Here is an 18,443-nt window from a genome sequence, read left to right as displayed (position 1 = left end):
TGCCGCGCCGGGTCGATCAGCGTGTACAGGCCACCGGTGAGGCACCGCCCTTCATCACCAATGCGTCGCGCCCGTCGATCACGATTGCGTCATGCGCCTCGCCGTACCGGCTGGTCTGATTGGCGGGTGAGGCCGGCAGCTCGGAGCTGGTGCCGTCCGGGCCGAGCACGCGCACCGACGTGCCGAGATTCTCGATGGTCATCATGCTCCCGTCGGCGCATTTGTAGGTCGCCGTGCGCGGCTGCGGTGTCGATTCGGTTGGAGCGATCGCGACAGAAGCGGCCACTGTATTCCCGAGCTTGGGCGCACTGGTCTGCGGCGTGCAGGCGGCGGCAGCCAGCAGCGAGGAGACGGCCAGCGCTATCCGAAACGTGCGGCGTAATCTCATATGCTGCTTCCCCGCGCCTCGAAACCGGCCGCGATGCCCCGGCAAGCCGCCGGATTTCATGCTTTTTGAGTCGTGCTCGATGCCGGCGATGGTGGGAACAAGCATGGCCGAATGATGGCCGGTGGCCGCTCGAATATTAACCATGTTTTCCGAGACCTCGCGGCGGCGGCGGTTGCCCTCTTAACAAAGGTTAATAAAAGGTTAATTTCTGATTCGAGGAGGCTTGCCTCTCAGCAATGGAGCAGCTCGCCATGCATTCGAATTCAGCAAGATCCTGCCTTCGCGGGTTCCTATTGGCGGCGCTCGCCGTCGGCATCGCCGCACCGGCATTCGCCGGAACGCGCCACCACGACCGCGTCTATGCCGATTCCTTCGGCAACCTGGTCATCGAAAGCGCCGCCGGCTACAAGCGCATCCTCGTCGGCGAGGGCAAGCTCGCCAAGGAATTGTCCGACTACACCAGCGCCGGCCAGCCCGAGGTGATCTATGAAAACGACTCGGATGAGGTCCGAAACGGCGACTGCTACAGGCCGCCGGTTTTCGTGAAGGGCCGCAGCTATATGTACGGCCTCTCCGACGGCGAGATGCCGGAGCTCAGCCCGTGCCGCTGACGGCCGCGCTGCCGTTTGTCGCCGGCGCCGGCTGGGCAGCAGCCGGCCCGGCCGAGACACGCACGCAATCGCGGCCGCTGCCCTTCGCCTGATAGAGCGCTTTGTCGGCGCGCCGCAGCAGGTCGGAAAAGCTTTCGCCCGAACCAAGCTCGGCAACGCCGAAACTGGCGCTGCAGCGATGATCCGCCGGCAGGCAGTCGATGGGCGTGGCACCGAAGGCGGTACGCGTGCCCTCGGCGAAGAGCCGGGCGGCGGCGAGGTTGGTCCCCGGCAGGAAAATAGCGAATTCCTCGCCGCCGATCCGGCCGGCGACATGATGGTCGGCCGCGGCATCGCGGAGAAAACCGGCAAAGGTCTCGATGACCCGATCGCCGGACGCGTGGCCGTAAGTATCGTTGATGCGCTTGAAATGGTCGAGATCGGCAATGACCAGTGCCGCTGGAACGGCCCGCCGCATGGCGTCGCGCAGTGCGATCTCGGCATGGCGCTCGAAGCCGCCACGGTTGAGCAGCCGTGAAAGCGTATCGGTTTCCGATTTCGACGTCGCCTCGGCGAGCACGTCGCGGACCAGGATAGCCAATGTCACCAGCGCAAGCGCCAGCCCGAACACGGTGCCGATCGACTGCGACACCAACGCATAGCTGGTCTGCGCATAAGATTGCGGGTTGGCACCCCAGCCGCCGAGCGCATGGGCGATGAAGGGTTTGCTGGCGAACTGCAAGGTGCTGGCCGCCAGGACAGCCATCAGCATATAGTCGAGCCGCTCGCGTCTTTGCCTGGACGACAAGACGATCGCCAGCCCGGTGAACTGCATGGCCGCATAGGGAAGCTGGTAGGCCGCCATTCGCAGAAAGGATTGGCGTGGCAGGTCCTGTACGAAATAGACGGCGAGGGTGGCGAAGACCAGGAAGAACAGCATCGGCGGCCAAGGCGGCGAAACGCGGTATTTCTGGGCAAGCCCGCCATTGAAGGCGACGGTTGCGCCAAGGAAAGCGGCAAAGGCGGCGACAACCACGGGGCGCGCATTGTCGAAGGCGGGAATGCTGAACTCGATCGCGAAATAGGCCATGCCGAGCACATAGCCGAACGCCAGCCAGCGCGCCGACACCCGTCCGGCGTCATAGACCGCGATCGTCATGAAGGCCGCCGCCAGCAGCCCGGCAACGAACAGGTTGATCACCAGGATGAAATTAGCGCTGCCCATGGCGTTTTGGCACTCCCCGCCGAACAGCAAATCACCGAGGCGCGAAAAAGACGTTAATTCGACGCCGCCGCTGACGCTCCGCCGGCACCGGTCCGATTGGGAAGGACGACCGTTTCAGGCCGCTGATAGGACAGGCACACGCTGTCGCGGCCATTCCTCTTGGCTTTGTAGAGCGCTTCGTCGGCACGGCGCATCAGCGGGTCCAGCCCTTCGTCGGCACGGCGCATCAGCGGGTCCAGCCCTTCGTCGCCCGTACGGGCGGCCACGCCGAAGCTCGCGGTCACTCTTGTGTCGGGCGGAAGCCCGTCGATTCTGCCCGCCGAATAGAGCGTGCGAATGGCTTCGGCAAACAGTCTTGCCGCGCCAAGGTCACTGAGCGGCAAGAGCACGGCGAACTCCTCGCCGCCGATGCGGCCGGCAACGCCGCGCGTGCCTGCAGCCGATAGAAGCTTGGCGGCGAAGTCGGCGATGACGCGATCCCCGGCCGCGTGGCCATGCTGATCATTGAGCGCCTTGAAATGATCGAGATCGGCCAACACCAGCGCAACCGGCAATCGCGCCGTGGCACAGTGCTGCAGGACAAGCATGGCGCGCTCCTCGAAGCCGCGGCGGTTGAGCAGGCCCGATAATGGGTCCGTCAGGGTTTCGGTCTTCAGGGCCTTCATCACATCGAGCGCGGCGGCGCCGAACAGGCAAAGCGCGATAAGCAGCGACAGCAATGCATGCGACAGCAGTGCCGTCGTCCAATAGGACGACGAGTAAAGCCCTTCATAGCTGGTAAATGGACCATGCGCGATGACGACGGCAAGGGTCCGCACCAGGAAGTTCAGACCGGAAAGCAGCGACAGCACGAACAGGATCATCTCCGTCGGGCCGTTGTTGCGCACCACGCGCAACTCGGCGGCGACAACCAGGCTGATGCCGCCGAAGCTGAAATTGATGGCAAGGATCCGCCACGTGATATCCGGCCGGGCAAAGAGAAACCATGAGACCGCGGCCAGGCCGCCGCCCGCCAGAATGCCGATCGCTGGATACGGCACGCGCCGCCCGTAGCGCGCGATGACCGCGCCGGCGAGACAGCAGGTCGCGAAGGTGAAGCATAGGATGGACATGAGCTTGGTCGGCGCCATACCGACCGGCAGCGTGAAATACTGGAGCAGGAAGCCTGCGGCCGAGGCCGAGTAGCCCGCCGCCAGCACGATCAGATAGGGACGGTGGCGCTGATAGAACCACAGCACGAGAAATGCCGCGCCGAGTGTGAGGGCGATGCCTGGATTGAGCAGCGCTATGAGCAGGCCGGTGTCCAAGCGCTGTAAGTTCCCCTCGCTTCCCCTGAGGAGACATTAGAGCGGAAGCCCAAACAAGCGGTTAAGCGAAGGCGAATATACGACGGATGCATCGGTGAAGCTGCTGGACGGAACCGGGAACGGCGGGCGGCGTTTCACGACGGCAACCAGGAGACGCTCTGATGGCCGACACGATCATGCTGACCGATCACGATGCAATTCGCTCATGGGCCGCGGCGCGCGCCGGCTTTCCGGCGATCGTCGACGTGTCGCCTGAAGCCGGAACCCAGGCCATGCTGAGGCTGGTCTTCGGCCAGCACGCCTACCAGCATCAGGACGAGGCCGAACGCCCGATCAATGCCGGCGGCTATGAACTGGTCGAATGGGACGAATGGTTCAAGCTCTTCGACGAGCGCCAACTGGCGCTGGTCGTCGCAAAGGACCAACCCGGCCGCCGTGAGGGATTCCACGAATTCGTCAGGCGCCCCAGCTGAAGAAATGCCCGAACCGCACTGGGGCTCGGGCAACTCATATCCGACCGCGTGCCCTGCGCTATTTCCACTCGCGGATATCGACGAAATGGCCGGCGATCGCTGCTGCTGCCGCCATTGCCGGCGACACCAGATGGGTGCGGCCCTTGAAGCCTTGGCGGCCCTCGAAATTGCGGTTCGAGGTCGAGGCGCAGCGCTCATGCGGCTTCAGCCGGTCGTCGTTCATGGCAAGGCACATCGAGCAGCCCGGCTCGCGCCAGTCGAAACCGGCGGCGACAAAGATCTTGTCGAGACCTTCGGCCTCGGCCTGTTCCTTGACCAGGCCGGAGCCCGGCACGATCATCGCACTGACCCGCGGATTGACCTTTTTGCCCTCGATCACCTTGGCGGCGGCGCGCAGATCCTCGATGCGGCCATTGGTGCAGGAGCCGATGAAGACGCGATCGAGTTCGATATCGGTGATCTTGGTGCCCGGCGTCAGGCCCATATAGTCGAGCGCGCGTTGCTTGGAGGTGCGCTTGTTCTCATCAGTGATGTCGTCCGGGTTCGGCACGATGCCCTGGACCGAAACGACGTCCTCGGGCGAGGAGCCCCAGGAGACGATCGGCGGCAGCTTTGCCGCGTCGAGCACGACCACCTTGTCGAAATGCGCGCCTTCGTCGGACTGCAGCGTCTTCCAATAGGCGAGCGCGGCATCCCAGGCTTCGCCCTTGGGGGCGCGCGGCTTGTCCTTGACATAGGCGAAGGTGGTCTCGTCGGGCGCGATCAGGCCGGCGCGGGCGCCGGCTTCGATCGACATGTTGCAGATCGTCATGCGGCCTTCCATCGACAGCGCACGGATCGCTTCGCCGGCATATTCGATGACATAGCCGGTGCCGCCGGCCGTGCCGATTTCGCCGATGATGGCAAGGATGATGTCCTTGGCGGTGACGCCTTCCGGCAGCGCGCCGTCGACACGCACCAGCATGTTCTTGGCCTTGCGCTGGATCAGCGTCTGCGTCGCCAGCACATGCTCGACTTCCGAGGTGCCGATGCCATGCGCCAGCGCGCCGAACGCGCCATGCGTCGAGGTGTGGCTGTCGCCGCAGACGATGGTCATGCCGGGCAGCGTAAAGCCTTGCTCCGGCCCGATGATGTGGACGATGCCCTGGCGGATGTCCTTCTCGGAATAGTATTCGATACCGAAATCCTTGGCGTTTTTGGCCAGCGCCTCGACCTGGATGCGGCTTTCCTCGTTCTTGATTCCAAACTTGCGTTCCGGCGAGGTCGACACATTGTGATCGACCACGGCCAGCGTCTTTTCCGGATGCCGAACCTTGCGGCCGGTCATGCGCAGGCCTTCGAAAGCCTGCGGGCTGGTGACTTCGTGGACGAGGTGGCGGTCGATGTAGAGCAGGCAGGTGCCGTCGTCCTGGCGGTCGACCACATGGTCGTCGAAAATCTTGTCGTAGAGGGTGCGCGGTGCGCTCATTTGCGTAAATCCGTCGATTTAAAAAAAGGAAAAGGACGCCGGTCGGCCCGGCGAAACAGCCCGGCGAGTCTGCCTTAGCTAAGTCGGCTGGTCAGCGCCCCGCAGACGCGCGCCGAAAATCGCGACGGCAGGCGTTTTCTGTCCTGCAGCACGAAACCCTTATAGGCCGGATCGCCAAAAAGCTCTTCCATGGCGCTGCTCTTATCAATGTTTTGGCTTTTCAGCAATCGTGGCGGCCTTCGCAGGCGCTTCACAGCACCTCGAACACAAACGTCTTCACCAGCGCGTCGGGCTCGGCGATCGCATAGCAGCGGAACCATGGGCTCTCCTCGACCGGCCGCCATTTTTTCGCCTGCTCCAGTTCGTCAAACACGGCTTGAAACCCGCCGCTTTCAAATACCTGGTCACGGACGGTGAAGATGGCGTGGCCGCCCTTCCTGGTGATGCGTACCAGTTCACGCAGGCCGGACGCCGGCGCGTGGCTGATGGTGAACACGCCGGTCGAGAAGAAGGCGCGAAAATACCCGTCCGCCCAGGGCAATGGCCCGCCGAGCATCGCCTGTTTCAGCTCGCTGTAGGCCTGCCGGCTGCCGGCGATTTTCAGCATGTCCTGCGACAGGTCGAGCCCGGCAATATGGTGGTAGCCGAGTGCCTTCAGGGACGGCCCCGACAGGCCGGTGCCGCAGCCGGCGTCCAGCAGCGGCCCTTCGCCTGACGGCACGTGGCGCGCCACCCAGGCGGCGATCAGGAACGGCAGGAGATAGCCGAGCGCCGCGGTTTCGCTGTCATAGGTCGCAGCCCATTGCGCATAGGCTTTGGCGAGCGCCTCAGGCGTGTCGGCCGTGTAGACTGCTTCCAGCGCCGCATTGGCTTTGTCGATGATCATGGTTCTCCCCGGTCGCATTCGTTCGATGGTAGCGCCGTTTTCGCCTGCCTTCTATTCCCCATGCTGGTGCCGCAGCCGCTTCTCCAGCGCCCGCAACGCCAGCGACAGACCGACGGTCAGGATGAGATAGATATAGGCGACGATCGAATAGGTTTCGAAGAAGCGGAACGAACCGGCGGCGTAGATCTTGCCCATCTGGGTGATGTCGGCGACGCCGAGCACCGAGACCAGCGAGGAATCCTTGACCATGGCGACGAAATCATTGCCGAGCGGCGGCAGGATGGTGCGGATCGCCTGCGGAAAGACGATCAGCCGGAAGCGCTGCGTGCGCGTCAGCCCGAGCGCCTTCGCCGCCTCGATCTGACCCTTCTCGACCGCCTGGATGCCGGCGCGGAAGACCTCCGAGATGAAAGCGGAATAGCCGATGGTCAGCGCCATGATGGCGCGCCATAGCAGCGACACGTCGCGTACCAGCAGCTCACCGAACAGGCCGGCGCTTTGCAGCGGCGCCGTCAGCGCGTTCCATGCCGCGACGAAGGCCGGCGCGCCAGCAAAGGCGATCCAGAACAACAGCACCAGGATCGGCACGCCGCGGATGATCTCGACGTAGAAGCGGGCGATCTGGCTGAGCCAGCGTGAGCCCGACAGCCCCATCAGCGCCACGCCAAGCCCGATGGCGCAAGCCAGCGTGAAGGCGACCACGGTGACGAAGATGGTGACGCCGATGCCCTTGGCGACGGTCGCGAACACCTGGGCATAGAGGTCGCTGGCGGCGATGAAGATGGCGGCGGCCAAGGCGATCGTCACGGCCACGGCAAGCCACCACGGGAAGTCGGATTTGGCGGAGGCTGGGGGCGCCGGCGGCATCAAGCAATACCGGTGACAGAGTCGCCCAGAGTCAGCACGAGTTCCCGCGCATCACCCGGCACCCGCGACAAAAGTCCTACTGCCCCATCTTGTAGTCGAGGAACCACTTCTTGTTGAGCGCGTCGAGCGTGCCGTCGGCCTTGAGCGCGGCGATTGCCGCGTTGACCGGCTTCACCAGGTCGGAGCCCTTGGGGAAAATGAAGCCGAAATCCTCGGTGCCGAGTGGGCCGCCGATCAGCTTAAGGCCGCCATTGGACGCATCGACATAGCCGTTGCCGGCAGTGCCGTCGGTGAGCACGACGTCGACGTCGCCGGACTTCAGCGCCTGCACCGTCGCGCCGAATGTCTCGAACAGCTTGATGCGCGGATTCTGTTCATTGCCGTCGAGGACGCTGTAGACCGCGGTGTAGAACGGCGTGGTACCGGCCTGCGCGCCGATCAGCCCGTCCTTGAAGGCAGCGAACGTCTTGGCATCGCTGAAGCGCTTCTCGTCGCCGCGCACCAGCATGAACTGTTCCGAGCGCATATACGGGTCGGAGAAATCGACCTTCTGCTTGCGGTCGTCCTTGATGGTGATGCCGGTCATGCCAATGTTGTACTGGTTGTCGGAAACCGCCTGGATCATCGCGTCCCAGGAAGTATTCTGGTACTCGACCTTGAAATTCAGCCGCTTGGCGATCTCGTTCATCGCGTCATATTCCCAGCCGATCTGCTTGCCGGTCTTGGCATCGATGAACTGCAGCGGCGGATAGGCGTTTTCCGTCACCACCACCACTTTCTTGCCGCCGAGGTCGGGCAACACCTGCGCCATAGCCGCGACAGGCACAAGAAGGCAAGCCAGCAGGCCGGCCAGCAGCAGTTTCGAATTGATCATGACTATGCTCCCCAGGAACTGAACCGCCTCGATCGGCCGAGGCATGCAGGAAAATCCGGCGCCGACTTTAGCTTTCCGCAGGCGCCTTGCAAGCCGCTCCGATGCGCCGCTCGGCACGAAAATGGATTTCCGATGCTTTCAACGACGGCATTACGGAACGATCCGTATCGATTGCGGGACTGGCAAAATCGAATCCACCTCGCGAAACAAAAAGGCGGCCGAAGCCGCCTTTCCGAAAACATGGGTTTTGAAGACGCCTTATTCGGCGGCAGCTGTTTCCGCGGCCTTGGCTGCCTCGTCGGCGGCCTTCTTCTCGGCGGCGTCCTGCGCTGCCTTCTCGGCGGCCAGCGCCTGGGCGGCGGCCACCTTCTCGGCCTCGATGCGCGCCTTCTCGGCGTTCAGCGCATCGCGCTCTTCGTCGTTCAGCTTGCGGGCGCGCACGCCGGTGTTTTCCGAAATACGGGCCGATTTGCCGCGACGATCGCGCAGGTAATACAGCTTGGCGCGACGCACCTTGCCGCGGCGCACGATCTCGACGCCCTCGACCATCGGCGAATAGACCGGGAACACACGCTCCACGCCTTCGCCGTAGGAGATCTTGCGAACGGTGAAGCTCTCCTGGAAACCGGCGCCGGCGCGGGCGATGACGACGCCCTCATAGGCCTGGACACGGGTGCGGGTGCCTTCGGTCACGCGGACCTGGACGCGCACGGTGTCGCCGGGCTGGAATTCGGGAAGCTTGCGCTTGGCTTCGATCTTGGCGGCCTGCTCGGCCTCGAGCTGACGGAGGATATCCATCTCATAAATCCACTTCTTGTTCTTCCGACAGTCAGAGCGTCCGACACTCGCCTTGCAGTCGCATCGACCGCTCGGCTATGCCCTTCGTTCGAGAACGTCTGTTCGAGAACATCGGGCAGGGGCGACTACACCGTCATTGTTGACGGGCCAGAAGATCGCTCTTGGCAGATTTTCTTCCGGTTCGGCGCGCACATACAGCTATTTCGGCGCTTTGTCACGCCTTCGCTGTTTCTTTTTTGGCGCTGCTTCTTTTGACTGGCGCCCGCTGTGGCAATCCCATGATCGCTTGTGGTCCAGGGGGTTGCGCCCGCGCGTCAAGCTTTCTAAGCCGGAAGATAAGCATTTTCCTCCAGCGACGACACCCCTCATGCCAATCTTGGACGCGGTCCTGCTCTTTCTCGCCGGCTTTCTATCAGGCGCGGTCAACGCAGTTGCCGGCGGCGGCACGTTCATAACCTTTGGCGCCATGACCCTGGCCGGCCTGCCGCCGATCGTCGCCAATGCGACATCGTCGGTGACGCAATTTCCTGGCTACATCACCTCGACGCTCGCCTATTGGCACGACATCAAGCATTTCTGGCGCGGCGCACTGCTGCTCAGCCTCATTTCGGCTTTCGGTGCGCTGTCTGGCGCGCTCATCCTTCTAGGGCTCGACAACCCGTCGTTCCGCGCCTTGGTGCCGTGGCTGCTGCTGGCGGCGACGGCGTTGTTCGCTGCCGGGCCATGGCTGAAGCCGGCGCCCAAGCCGGAGCATGAGGCCGCGGTGGGTTCGCTGGTCGGATCGCTGGCGCAGTTCGCCACTGCCGTCTATGGCGGCTTCTTCGGCGCGGGCATGGGCGTCATGATGCTGGCGACGCTCGGCCTCACCCAGTCCGGCGACTATCACCGGCTGAACGCACTGAAGAACATGCTGGCCGTTGTCATAGCTGCGGTCGCCATCCTGGTCTTTGTCTCCGGCGGCGTCATCGCCTGGCTGCAGGCGATCATCATGATCCCAGGCGGCGCGCTGGGCGGCTATGCCGGCGTCTGGATCGCCAGGCGCGTGCCACAGAACGCGGTGCGCGGCTTCGTCATCGCGGTCGGCCTGTTCCTGGCGTTTTACTATTTCGACAAGGGCTGAGCGGCCAAAAGATCAGGCCTTCGCTCTTTCGTCAGCTTTTCCGCCTCGGCCCGCCGCCAGGCGGCGATCTTCTTGTGATTGCCCGAAATCAGCACTTCGGGGATCGGCCGGCCCTCGAACTCCTGCGGCCGCGTGTAGTGCGGATGTTCGAGCAGGCCGTTCTCAAAGCTCTCTTCGTCGCCCGACACCGCATTGCCCATGACACCGGGCAGCAGCCGCACCACGGCGTCTAACAGCACAAGTGCCGCCGGCTCGCCGCCGGACAGGATGAAGTCGCCGATCGAGACTTCCTCGAGGCCTCGCGATTCGATGACCCGCTGGTCGACGCCTTCGAAGCGGCCGCAGACAATCACCGCACCCGGCCCGCCGGCGAGCTCGCGCACACGGCGCTGCGTCAGCGGCTTGCCGCGCGGGCTCATTAGCAGTTTTGGACGCAGATCGCCCGGCGGCGAGGCATGGTCGATGGCGCTGGCCAGCACGTCCGCCCGCATCACCATCCCGGCGCCACCGCCGGCCGGTGTGTCATCGACAGTACGGTGACGATCGCTGGCAAAGTCGCGGATCTGGATCGCCTTGAGCGACCAAATGCCGGTCTCCAGCGCGCGTCCGGCCAGCGACAGGCCGAGCGCGCCGGGAAACATCTCGGGATAGAGCGTCAGCACCGAAGCGGAAAAACTCACCGGTTGCCTCCGGCGTCCCGCGGCCCGCGCGGCCTGCCTTTGGGGTCGAAGCTGTCGCGGCCGGCAGGCTCGCCGTCCTCGTCCTCGACCAACCCTGCGGCGGCCGGATCGATGCGGACAAAGCCGCCGGCGATCGACACTTCCGGAACGGCGGCCTGCGTGAACGGGATGAGCACGCCTTTGCGCCCCGCCAGCGTCACGTCGAGAATGTCGCCGCCGCCGAAATTATGCACGGCGACGACCTTTCCGATGACCGCACCAGTGTCATCCTTGACCTCCAGCCCGACGAGGTCGGCATGGTAGAATTCATCCTCTTCGCCCTCATCCGGCAACACCGAACGGTCGACGAACAATTCGGTGCCGGCAAGCGCCTCCGCGGCATTGCGATCGCTGACGCCTTTGAAACGCACCACCACCACCGTGTTGGCAGGCCTGATATCGACGATCTGGAAGGCGCGGCCATCCCTGGCGTAGAGCGGACCGTAATCGGCCAGCGCCAGCGGGTCGCCGGTAAAGCTCTTGACGCGCAATTCGCCCTTGATGCCATGCGCGGCACCGATCACGGCCATCTGGACGGGGTTTTGCGGCTTGCTCATCTGCGGAAAATCCTTTGCCTTGCTCTAACCCCAGCCCGTCGTCATTTCAATGATGCCGCTCTTCACCGCTTCCTAACCCGCGTGCCGGAAGATGGCGGAGAACTGGAAGAGCGCAATGCAGGAATTCCTCATACCGGCAAAACCCGATCTACAGGCGGCGCGCGAGGCCTGGCTGAAGATGCTGGCGCGCGAACGACGGCTGTCGCCCGAAACCGTCGAGGCCTATGAGCGCGACACGCGCCAGTTCCTGCATTTCCTGACCGGCCATTGCGGCGGCTCGCCCGGCATTTCCGACATCGCCGATCTGCGCCCCGCCGATCTGCGCGGCTTTCTCGCTGCCCGCCGTACCGAGGGCGCCGGCGCCCGCACGCTCGGGCGCGGCCTAGCCGGCATCCGCTCGCTGCTGCGTTTCCTGGAACGGCGCGGCCTCGCCAATGCGGCAGGTGCGGCAGCCTTGCGCGCGCCGCGGCAGCCGAAATCGCTGCCCAAGCCGCTGACCGCAAGCGATGCAAAACACGTCGTCTCGGTGGAAGGCCAACTGGCGGAGGAGCCGTGGATCGCCGCGCGCAACGCCGCCGTGCTGACCCTGCTCTATGGGTCCGGCTTGCGCATTTCCGAGGCGCTCGGCCTGTCGGGCGCCGATCTGTCCTCGCCTGGTGAGACCGTGCTGCGCGTCACCGGCAAGGGCGGCAAGACGCGGTTGGTGCCGGTGCTGCCGGTGGCGCTGCGGGCGATTGCCGAATACCGCCGCTTGTGTCCCTATCATCTCGATCCCAAGGGCGTGCTGTTTCGCGGTGCCCGCGGCGGCCCGCTGAACCCGGCAATCGTTCAGCGCGACATGGCCAAGCTGCGCTCGGCGCTCAACCTGCCCGACACGGCGACGCCGCATGCGCTGCGCCATTCCTTTGCAACGCATCTGCTTGGGCGCGGCGGCGACCTGCGCACCATCCAGGAGTTGCTCGGCCACGCCAGCCTGTCGACAACCCAGATATACACCGGTGTCGACACCGCCAGGCTGCTCGAGATTTACGAAGCAGCTCATCCGCGTGCGTGATGGATGCTTGATTGGTGGCCATCTCGCAACAATTTTGATGCGCCGATTAACCGTTTTGCCGCTTTTTGCGCCTAGAACCGCAGCATGAAACGCCTCATCGCCATCGCCGACCGCGCGACCCATGTGTCGCTGAAGCTGCTTGTCGCGCTCAACGCCCTGTTTTTCCTCTCCTTCCTCATCATCGCGCTGCTCGCCGCAGGCAAGGCACGCGCCGAGATCCCGGTCTGCGCCGGTACCGATATGCTGGGCGCGCTGCAAAAGGACGACCCGGCCACCTACCGCAAGATCGAGGCGGACGCGGCAGTGACGCCGAACGGCAAGGGCCTGCTGTGGAAGCTCGAAAAATCAGGCGAAAAACCGTCTTTCCTGTTCGGCACCATGCACGTTACCGACCCGCGCGTCACCACGCTGCCGCCCGCCGCGCAGAAGGCATTCGATGCGGCTGGCACCGTCATCATCGAGACCACCGAAGTGCTCGACAAGCAGAAGATGATGGCCGCACTGCTGAAAGAGCCGGATCTGATGATGTTCACCGACAAGACGACGCTTTCGTCGCTGCTGTCGCCGCAGGATGCGGCGGTGGTCAACAAGGCGCTCGATGCGCGTGGCATCCCGCCAGCGACCGTCGCCAAGATGAAGCCCTGGTTGCTGTCGGCGATGGTGGCGCTGCCTGCATGCGAAGTCGCCCGCCAAGCTGGCGGCGCACCGGTGCTCGACGTCAAGCTTGCCAAGGACGCCGAGGCTTCGGGCAAATCAGTCGAGGGGCTGGAGACAATCGCCGACCAGTTGCGCGCCATGGCTTCGCTGCCGATCGCCTTTCACCTGAAGGGGCTGGTCGATACGCTGAAGCTTGGCGACAAGGTGAACGACGTCAACGAAACCATGATCGTGCTTTACCGGCGTGGCGACACTGGCATGTACGTACCGCTGTTTCGGGCCGTCATCCCCGAACAGGTCGACGACCAATCGGGTTACGCCGAATTCGAGCAGACCATGATCACCAGCCGCAACAAGGTGATGGTCGATCGGGCAGCGCCGATCCTCGCCCACGGCAATGTCTTCATGGCGGTCGGCGCCATGCACCTTCCCGGCGAGCAAGGCTTGGTCGAGGGTTTCCGCAAGACTGGCTATACGGTGACCGCCGTCAACTGAACAACACGGCGGAGTTGCACACCGAATCATTGCCGTGGCGCGACGGCGGACCACCCGCGCTTCGTGCCAAGAAACTGAAAAAGGTTCGGTTTGGCTCGATCGAACCCATTTTGCGGTGGAAATGCATGCCTGCAAGCGATTCCGGATCAGAATTGCCCTGTTTTCGGCGTTTTCAACGCCTAATGTGAAACCGATTCAACGATTGTACGTTGATGGCTATTACTTGATGTTTTTCATCCACGGAGGACACTTTTATGGCGAACACACCCAATCCGAACGACCCATTCACCTCACCGGGTACCGCACGGCCACGCGGCGGCGGCAGCGGCTGGCTGATTGCCCTGGTCGTCGTTATCCTGGCAATTGTCGCCTATTATGTTTTTGGAAGACGTAGCGAGGCACCTGCGCCTGCCGAACCGCCCGCAGCCAGCACACCGGCTCCGGCTCCAGCACCTGCCGAGCCGATGAAGCCAGCCGAACCGGCTCCTGCGCCAGCTCCGGCAACACCCGCTCCGGCTCCCGCTCCGGCAGAACCTGCACCCGCGCCAGCCCCGGCCCCGGCCCCGGCACCAGCACCGGCCCCTCAGTAATCAGACTGCCGACTTAATATATGAACGGCCCGCTGAAAGGCGGGCCGTTTTGTTTTTGGGAACAGCCGTCGATGGCTTCGTCATCCCAGGGCGGAGCGAACGCAAAGCGGAGCGCAGACCCTGGGATCCATGCCGTGACATCCGCCGAAGAATGCAGTGGTGCAGAATCACCGGTTACCAGCCGATGGAAGAGGCACTCGATTCTGGTTCGCCGGAACACTGCCGCTTAGGTAACGGCATGGATCCCAGGGTCTCCGCGACATCGCTCCGCTCCTGCTCCGCCCTGGGATGACGAATCGCGGCTGTTTCAGCCAATCTCTAAGCTTTGCGATTCACCGCGTTTGCTCAGATATGGATGGGCTTGAAGAACGTCGCCAGTGCCGCCTCCTTGACCGCCTCCGACATTGTCGGATGGGCGTGACAGGTGCGGGCTAGGTCTTCCGACGAGCCGCCAAATTCCATCAGCACCGCCGCCTCGTGGATCATCTCGCCGGCGCCGAAGCCGACGATGTGGACGCCGAGCACGCGGTCGCTGGCCTTGTCGGCCAGGATTTTCACAAAGCCGTCGGTGTGCAGCATGGCGCGCGCCCGGCCATTGGCGCTGAACGGGAATTTTCCCGCCTTGTAGTCGACGCCGGCCTTCTTCAATTCTTCTTCGGTCTTGCCGACCGAAGCGATTTCCGGCGTGGTGTAGACGACGCTCGGAATCACGTCATAGTTCACATGCCCGGCCTGGCCGGCAATGGTTTCGGCCACCGCCACGCCCTCGTCCTCGGCCTTGTGGGCGAGCATCGGGCCGGCGATGACATCGCCGATGGCGTAGATACCGGGGACTTTGGTCCTGAGATGGCCGTCGGTCTTGACCCAGCCGCGCTCGTCGACGTCGACGCCTGCCTCCTTAAGCCCGAGAGCGTCCGAATAGGCCCGTCGTCCCGTCGCGATCAGCACGGCGTCGGCCTCGATCGTCTCGGCCGCCCCGCCTTTGACTGGCTCGAAGGTGACCGTCGCTCCCTTCTTGGCCTTGGCGACGCCGGTCACCTTGGCGCCCAGCCTGAACTCAAAGCCCTGCTTCGACAGCAGGCGCTGGAACTGCTTGGAGACCTCGCCATCCATGCCGCCCAGGATGGTGTCGAGGAACTCGACCACGGTGACCTTGGCGCCGAGCCGCGCCCATACCGAGCCGAGTTCCAGCCCGATGACGCCGCCGCCGACCACCACCAGATGGCCTGGCACCTTGTCCAGCGACAGCGCGCCGGTCGACGACACGATCACCTTCTCGTCGAAATCGACCTTGACACCGGGAATGCCGGCGACGTCGGAGCCGGTGGCGATGACGATGTTCTTGGTCTCAATCTCCTCGACCTTGCCGTCATCGGAGGTCACCGACACCTTGCCAGCCGCAACTACTTTGCCGGTGCCGCGAAAACTGTCGATCTTGTTCTTCTTGAACAGGAAGGCGACGCCATTGACGTTGGCCGTCACCGTCGCATCCTTGTGTGCCATCATCTTGCCGAGATTGAGCTTGGGCGCGCCGATCTCGACGCCGAGCGCGTCGAAGGAATGGCCGGCCTCGGCAAACAGCTCGGACGCATGCAGCAGCGCCTTTGACGGGATGCAGCCGATGTTGAGGCAGGTACCGCCGAAGGTCGGGTTCTTTTCGACCACCGCCGTCTTCAGGCCGAGCTGTGCCGCCTTGATGGCGCAGACATAGCCGCCCGGTCCCGATCCGATGATAACGACGTCATAGGCCATGATACTGTCCCTTTGCTTTAGCGGCCGCCGCCGACTTCCAGATTGGCGCCTGTCGTATAGGAGGCCTCGTCCGACAGCAGCCAGAGAATTGCGGCCGCGACTTCCTCGGCAGTGCCTGCGCGCTGCATCGGCACCACCCGGCCCATTTTCTCGGCGCGATCCGGCTGCCCGCCGGAGGCATGAATTTCCGTGTCGATGATGCCCGGGCTGACCGCGTTGACACGGACGCCTTCCTCGGCCACTTCCCGCGCCAGGCCGACAGTGAAGGCGTTGATCGCGTTCTTGGAGGCTGCGTAGTCGATATATTGACCTGCCCCGCCAAGCCTTGCCGCGATCGAAGACAAATTGACGATGGCGCCGCCCTTGCCGCCATTTCTGGTCGACATGCGCTTCACCGCTTCGCGTGCGCAAAGCATCGGCCCAATCACATTGATCCGCATCATGCGCTCGAGCCGCGCGAACGACATCTCGTCGACCCGTGACAGGCTGTCGACGACACCGGCATTGTTGACCAGCGCATCAAGCCCGCCGAAGCGGTCTTCGACCGCCTCGAACATGGCCAGCACATCCGTCTCGCTGCCGACATCGGCCTTGAGGGCAAAGGCTTCTCCGCCGCCGGCCTCGATGTCGGCGACCACCGTTTCGGCCGCTTTTGCATTCGACGCGTAATTGACCGCAACGCGGTAGCCGGCCTCGGCGGCAAGCCTGCATGTAGCGGCGCCAATGCCGCGGCTGCCGCCGGTCACCAGCAGGATTTTTCCGCTCATTCCTGACATCCTTTCAGGGCAAAGACGTCCCAGGGCACCTTGGAAAAGCCGTTGGCGCCATAGGCCGCCGACATCTGCAACGACGCCCCCAGATCGGGCAGGATCAGCTTCTTCGGCGCATCCTTTCCTTCGCCCGGCAGCAACGCGATATTGCCCTGGTCGTCGGCCGTATAGATGACCCCCTCCCACACAGTGCAGGCGGCGAGCTCGTCGCCGGTGACGTCGCCGGCCGGGCATTTGTACATCAGTGAGCCATGCGGCCGCGCCACGCCCTCCGTCCACATGACGATTCCGTCGAGAACGACGTCCTTGTCGAGCACCATCTTGAAACTGTTGGTGACGGCGGCCGATTCGCCGGTTGGCCTGAAATCGATCTCGGCTGCGTTTTCAGTGTCGCCGTAGACGGCCAGTTCGAGCGGGCAGGCGGCAAGCGCAGCGGAGACCGTCTGCACGCCGAGTGCGGAGATCGTGACAAACAAACCGGACCGGAAACGAGAGGAACCAATCCGGTGGCGCAGATCCATTCTCCGGCTCACTCGGGCCGCCCCTAGAGGTCGAGCACCAGCCGCTCGGGATCCTCCAGGCTTTCCTTGACCCGCACCAGGAACGTCACCGCTTCCTTGCCGTCGACGATGCGGTGATCGTAGGACAGCGCCAGATACATCATCGGCCGGATGACGATCTGGCCGCCGACCACCACCGGCCGCTCCTGGATCTTGTGCATGCCCAAAATGCCCGACTGCGGCGCATTGAGGATCGGCGTCGACATCAGCGACCCGTAAACGCCACCGTTGGAAATCGTAAACGTGCCGCCTTGCATATCCGCAACCGATAGCTTGCCGTCGCGCGCCGCAAGCCCGAGCCTGCCGATGTCCTTCTCGATTTCGGCGATGGACATCTGGTCGGCATTGCGCACGACCGGCACGACAAGGCCTTTTTCGGTACCAACGGCGACGCCGATATGGGCGTAGTTCTTGAAGATGATGTCGGTGCCGTCGATCTCGGCGTTGACGGACGGGATCTCCTTCAGCGCATGGGTGACGGCCTTGGTGAAGAAACCCATGAAGCCGAGCTTCACGCCGTGCTTCTTCTCGAACACGTCCTTGTATTTGCTCCTCAGCGCCATCACCGCGCTCATGTCGACCTCGTTGAAGGTGGTCAGCATCGCGGCGGTCGATTGCGCTTCCTTGAGGCGGCGCGCGATGGTCTGGCGCAGCTTGGTCATGCGCACGCGCTCCTCGCGCGACGCATCGTCGGCCGAGGACGGCGCGCGCGCGGCGACAGGTGCCGGCACAGGTGCTGCCTTTGGCATTTCGGCCGGCTGCGACGGCGCGCCCCTGGCGATCAGGTCGAGCACGTCGCCTTTCAGCACCTGGCCGCGCTTGCCCGAGCCCGAGACCTGGTCGACCGCAAGATTGTGTTCGGCCAGCAGCTTTGCCGCCGACGGCGCCGGCGGCATTGTGCGTGTCTCAATCGCGCCGGCGTCGCCGGCGATCTTGGCCGTCTCGGCCGCGGCCTGCTGGACGCTCGAGGCCGCGGTCGGAGCCGAGGCCTGCGACACCGCGTCCGGCTTCGCTGCCGGAGCGGCGGCAGCATTGGCTGCTGCGCCGGCGCCTGCCGAAATCGTGCCGAGCAGCGCCCCGACGCCAACCGTCTCGCCTTCCTTGACGGCGATCTCGCTGAGCGTGCCCGCGGCGGCGGCCGGCACTTCCACCGTCACCTTGTCGGTTTCGAGTTCGACCAGCGGCTCATCGGCGGCGATCGCGTCGCCGACCTTCTTGAACCATTTGCCGATGGTCGCCTCGGTGACGGATTCACCAAGTGTCGGGACGCGGATTTCGGTTGCCATTGTGCCT

At 63.9% G+C, this 18,443-nt stretch carries 19 protein-coding genes; 5 read left to right on the top strand and 14 right to left on the bottom strand.

Annotation, left to right across the window (positions count from 1 at the left end; genetic code table 11):
- Positions 1–16: 16 nt before the first annotated feature.
- A complete protein-coding gene (locus NKI22_RS00805; RefSeq protein ID WP_031195237.1) occupies positions 17–388 on the bottom strand; it encodes a hypothetical protein in 372 nt (123 codons plus the stop codon).
- Positions 389–639: 251 nt separating this feature from the next.
- On the opposite strand from NKI22_RS00805, the gene NKI22_RS00800 reads away from it, so the two are divergent.
- Positions 640–999 carry a hypothetical protein gene (locus NKI22_RS00800; protein WP_031195239.1) on the top strand — a complete coding sequence of 120 codons (360 nt, stop codon included), beginning with the start codon at positions 640–642 and terminating at the stop codon, positions 997–999.
- Here NKI22_RS00800 and NKI22_RS00795 read toward each other — a convergent pair.
- Complete coding sequence (locus tag NKI22_RS00795; RefSeq protein WP_023722706.1) at positions 983–2,203, bottom strand: GGDEF domain-containing protein; 1,221 nt, start codon at positions 2,201–2,203, stop codon at positions 983–985. The two genes, NKI22_RS00800 and NKI22_RS00795, sit on opposite strands and share 17 nt — an antisense overlap.
- A 53-nt stretch (positions 2,204–2,256) precedes the next feature.
- Positions 2,257–3,510, bottom strand: a complete 1,254-nt coding sequence (locus NKI22_RS00790; protein ID WP_352817293.1) for a GGDEF domain-containing protein — start codon at positions 3,508–3,510, stop codon at positions 2,257–2,259.
- Positions 3,511–3,671: 161 nt separating this feature from the next.
- Between NKI22_RS00790 and NKI22_RS00785 the strand changes: the two genes are divergently transcribed.
- A complete protein-coding gene (locus NKI22_RS00785; RefSeq protein WP_352817290.1) occupies positions 3,672–3,983 on the top strand; it encodes a hypothetical protein in 312 nt (103 codons plus the stop codon).
- Positions 3,984–4,041: 58 nt separating this feature from the next.
- Here NKI22_RS00785 and leuC read toward each other — a convergent pair whose 3' ends face one another.
- The 5 genes from leuC to rplS form a co-directional block, all read right to left on the bottom strand.
- Complete coding sequence (gene leuC, locus NKI22_RS00780) at positions 4,042–5,451, bottom strand: 3-isopropylmalate dehydratase large subunit (protein WP_023722709.1); 1,410 nt, start codon at positions 5,449–5,451, stop codon at positions 4,042–4,044.
- Positions 5,452–5,701: 250 nt separating this feature from the next.
- Positions 5,702–6,337 (bottom strand): class I SAM-dependent DNA methyltransferase, encoded by a 636-nt coding sequence (locus NKI22_RS00775; protein WP_023722711.1) that lies wholly within the window; start codon positions 6,335–6,337, stop codon positions 5,702–5,704.
- Between the two features lie 51 nt (positions 6,338–6,388).
- Complete coding sequence (locus NKI22_RS00770) at positions 6,389–7,204, bottom strand: amino acid ABC transporter permease (RefSeq protein ID WP_023722712.1); 816 nt, start codon at positions 7,202–7,204, stop codon at positions 6,389–6,391.
- Between the two features lie 76 nt (positions 7,205–7,280).
- The gene (locus tag NKI22_RS00765) at positions 7,281–8,078 is read right to left on the bottom strand and encodes a transporter substrate-binding domain-containing protein (RefSeq protein ID WP_352958146.1); all 798 of its coding nucleotides are present in this window, start codon (positions 8,076–8,078) and stop codon (positions 7,281–7,283) included.
- A 258-nt stretch (positions 8,079–8,336) separates the two neighbouring features.
- Positions 8,337–8,876, bottom strand: coding sequence for a 50S ribosomal protein L19 (gene rplS / locus NKI22_RS00760; protein ID WP_023722714.1), 540 nt, complete (start codon positions 8,874–8,876; stop codon positions 8,337–8,339).
- 367 nt (positions 8,877–9,243) lie between these two features.
- On the opposite strand from rplS, the gene NKI22_RS00755 reads away from it, so the two are divergent.
- Positions 9,244–9,996, top strand: coding sequence for a sulfite exporter TauE/SafE family protein (locus NKI22_RS00755; RefSeq protein WP_023722715.1), 753 nt, complete (start codon positions 9,244–9,246; stop codon positions 9,994–9,996).
- Here NKI22_RS00755 and trmD read toward each other — a convergent pair.
- Together trmD and rimM are read right to left on the bottom strand one after the other, a co-directional pair.
- Positions 9,978–10,676, bottom strand: a complete 699-nt coding sequence (gene trmD / locus NKI22_RS00750) for a tRNA (guanosine(37)-N1)-methyltransferase TrmD (protein ID WP_031195242.1) — start codon at positions 10,674–10,676, stop codon at positions 9,978–9,980. The genes NKI22_RS00755 and trmD overlap by 19 nt on opposite strands.
- Positions 10,673–11,272 (bottom strand): ribosome maturation factor RimM, encoded by a 600-nt coding sequence (gene rimM, locus NKI22_RS00745; protein ID WP_023722717.1) that lies wholly within the window; start codon positions 11,270–11,272, stop codon positions 10,673–10,675. Before rimM ends, trmD begins: the two co-directional genes overlap by 4 nt.
- A 115-nt stretch (positions 11,273–11,387) precedes the next feature.
- On the opposite strand from rimM, the gene NKI22_RS00740 reads away from it, so the two are divergent.
- Positions 11,388–12,326 carry a tyrosine recombinase XerC gene (locus NKI22_RS00740; protein ID WP_036245843.1) on the top strand — a complete coding sequence of 313 codons (939 nt, stop codon included), beginning with the start codon at positions 11,388–11,390 and terminating at the stop codon, positions 12,324–12,326.
- Positions 12,327–12,410: 84 nt separating this feature from the next.
- Positions 12,411–13,478 (top strand): TraB/GumN family protein, encoded by a 1,068-nt coding sequence (locus NKI22_RS00735; protein ID WP_352588030.1) that lies wholly within the window; start codon positions 12,411–12,413, stop codon positions 13,476–13,478.
- Between the two features lie 935 nt (positions 13,479–14,413).
- On the opposite strand, the gene lpdA is transcribed toward NKI22_RS00735, so the two are convergent.
- The 4 genes from lpdA to odhB are packed head-to-tail and all read right to left on the bottom strand — an operon-like array spanning position 14,414 to position 18,436.
- A complete protein-coding gene (lpdA, locus tag NKI22_RS00730; RefSeq protein WP_352641035.1) occupies positions 14,414–15,820 on the bottom strand; it encodes a dihydrolipoyl dehydrogenase in 1,407 nt (468 codons plus the stop codon).
- Between the two features lie 17 nt (positions 15,821–15,837).
- A complete protein-coding gene (locus tag NKI22_RS00725; RefSeq protein ID WP_023722722.1) occupies positions 15,838–16,587 on the bottom strand; it encodes an SDR family oxidoreductase in 750 nt (249 codons plus the stop codon).
- The gene (locus NKI22_RS00720) at positions 16,584–17,111 is read right to left on the bottom strand and encodes a hypothetical protein (protein ID WP_352588024.1); all 528 of its coding nucleotides are present in this window, start codon (positions 17,109–17,111) and stop codon (positions 16,584–16,586) included. The genes NKI22_RS00725 and NKI22_RS00720 overlap by 4 nt, the downstream gene beginning before the upstream one ends.
- A gap of 23 nt (positions 17,112–17,134) precedes the next feature.
- Complete coding sequence (odhB, locus tag NKI22_RS00715; RefSeq protein ID WP_352548534.1) at positions 17,135–18,436, bottom strand: 2-oxoglutarate dehydrogenase complex dihydrolipoyllysine-residue succinyltransferase; 1,302 nt, start codon at positions 18,434–18,436, stop codon at positions 17,135–17,137.
- Positions 18,437–18,443 lie beyond the last annotated feature (7 nt).

It is taken from the genome of Mesorhizobium sp. M0778, assembly GCF_040320105.1.
In the GTDB taxonomy this organism is placed as follows: domain Bacteria; phylum Pseudomonadota; class Alphaproteobacteria; order Rhizobiales; family Rhizobiaceae; genus Mesorhizobium.
This window is presented reverse-complemented; position numbering and strand designations above follow the sequence as displayed.

Excerpts from the sequence above, each read along its gene's own strand:
- NKI22_RS00805 (WP_031195237.1), bottom strand. The coding sequence starts at position 388 with ATGAGATTACGCCGCACGTTTCGGATAGCGCTGGCCGTCTCCTCGCTG.
- NKI22_RS00800 (WP_031195239.1), top strand. The coding sequence starts at position 640 with ATGCATTCGAATTCAGCAAGATCCTGCCTTCGCGGGTTCCTATTGGCG.
- NKI22_RS00795 (WP_023722706.1), bottom strand. The coding sequence starts at position 2,203 with ATGGGCAGCGCTAATTTCATCCTGGTGATCAACCTGTTCGTTGCCGGG.
- NKI22_RS00785 (WP_352817290.1), top strand. The coding sequence starts at position 3,672 with ATGGCCGACACGATCATGCTGACCGATCACGATGCAATTCGCTCATGG.
- leuC (WP_023722709.1), bottom strand. The coding sequence starts at position 5,451 with ATGAGCGCACCGCGCACCCTCTACGACAAGATTTTCGACGACCATGTG.
- NKI22_RS00775 (WP_023722711.1), bottom strand. The coding sequence starts at position 6,337 with ATGATCATCGACAAAGCCAATGCGGCGCTGGAAGCAGTCTACACGGCC.
- NKI22_RS00770 (WP_023722712.1), bottom strand. The coding sequence starts at position 7,204 with ATGCCGCCGGCGCCCCCAGCCTCCGCCAAATCCGACTTCCCGTGGTGG.
- NKI22_RS00765 (WP_352958146.1), bottom strand. The coding sequence starts at position 8,078 with ATGATCAATTCGAAACTGCTGCTGGCCGGCCTGCTGGCTTGCCTTCTT.
- rplS (WP_023722714.1), bottom strand. The coding sequence starts at position 8,876 with ATGGATATCCTCCGTCAGCTCGAGGCCGAGCAGGCCGCCAAGATCGAA.
- NKI22_RS00755 (WP_023722715.1), top strand. The coding sequence starts at position 9,244 with ATGCCAATCTTGGACGCGGTCCTGCTCTTTCTCGCCGGCTTTCTATCA.
- rimM (WP_023722717.1), bottom strand. The coding sequence starts at position 11,272 with ATGAGCAAGCCGCAAAACCCCGTCCAGATGGCCGTGATCGGTGCCGCG.
- NKI22_RS00740 (WP_036245843.1), top strand. The coding sequence starts at position 11,388 with ATGCAGGAATTCCTCATACCGGCAAAACCCGATCTACAGGCGGCGCGC.
- NKI22_RS00735 (WP_352588030.1), top strand. The coding sequence starts at position 12,411 with ATGAAACGCCTCATCGCCATCGCCGACCGCGCGACCCATGTGTCGCTG.
- lpdA (WP_352641035.1), bottom strand. The coding sequence starts at position 15,820 with ATGGCCTATGACGTCGTTATCATCGGATCGGGACCGGGCGGCTATGTC.
- NKI22_RS00725 (WP_023722722.1), bottom strand. The coding sequence starts at position 16,587 with ATGAGCGGAAAAATCCTGCTGGTGACCGGCGGCAGCCGCGGCATTGGC.
- NKI22_RS00720 (WP_352588024.1), bottom strand. The coding sequence starts at position 17,111 with ATGGATCTGCGCCACCGGATTGGTTCCTCTCGTTTCCGGTCCGGTTTG.
- odhB (WP_352548534.1), bottom strand. The coding sequence starts at position 18,436 with ATGGCAACCGAAATCCGCGTCCCGACACTTGGTGAATCCGTCACCGAG.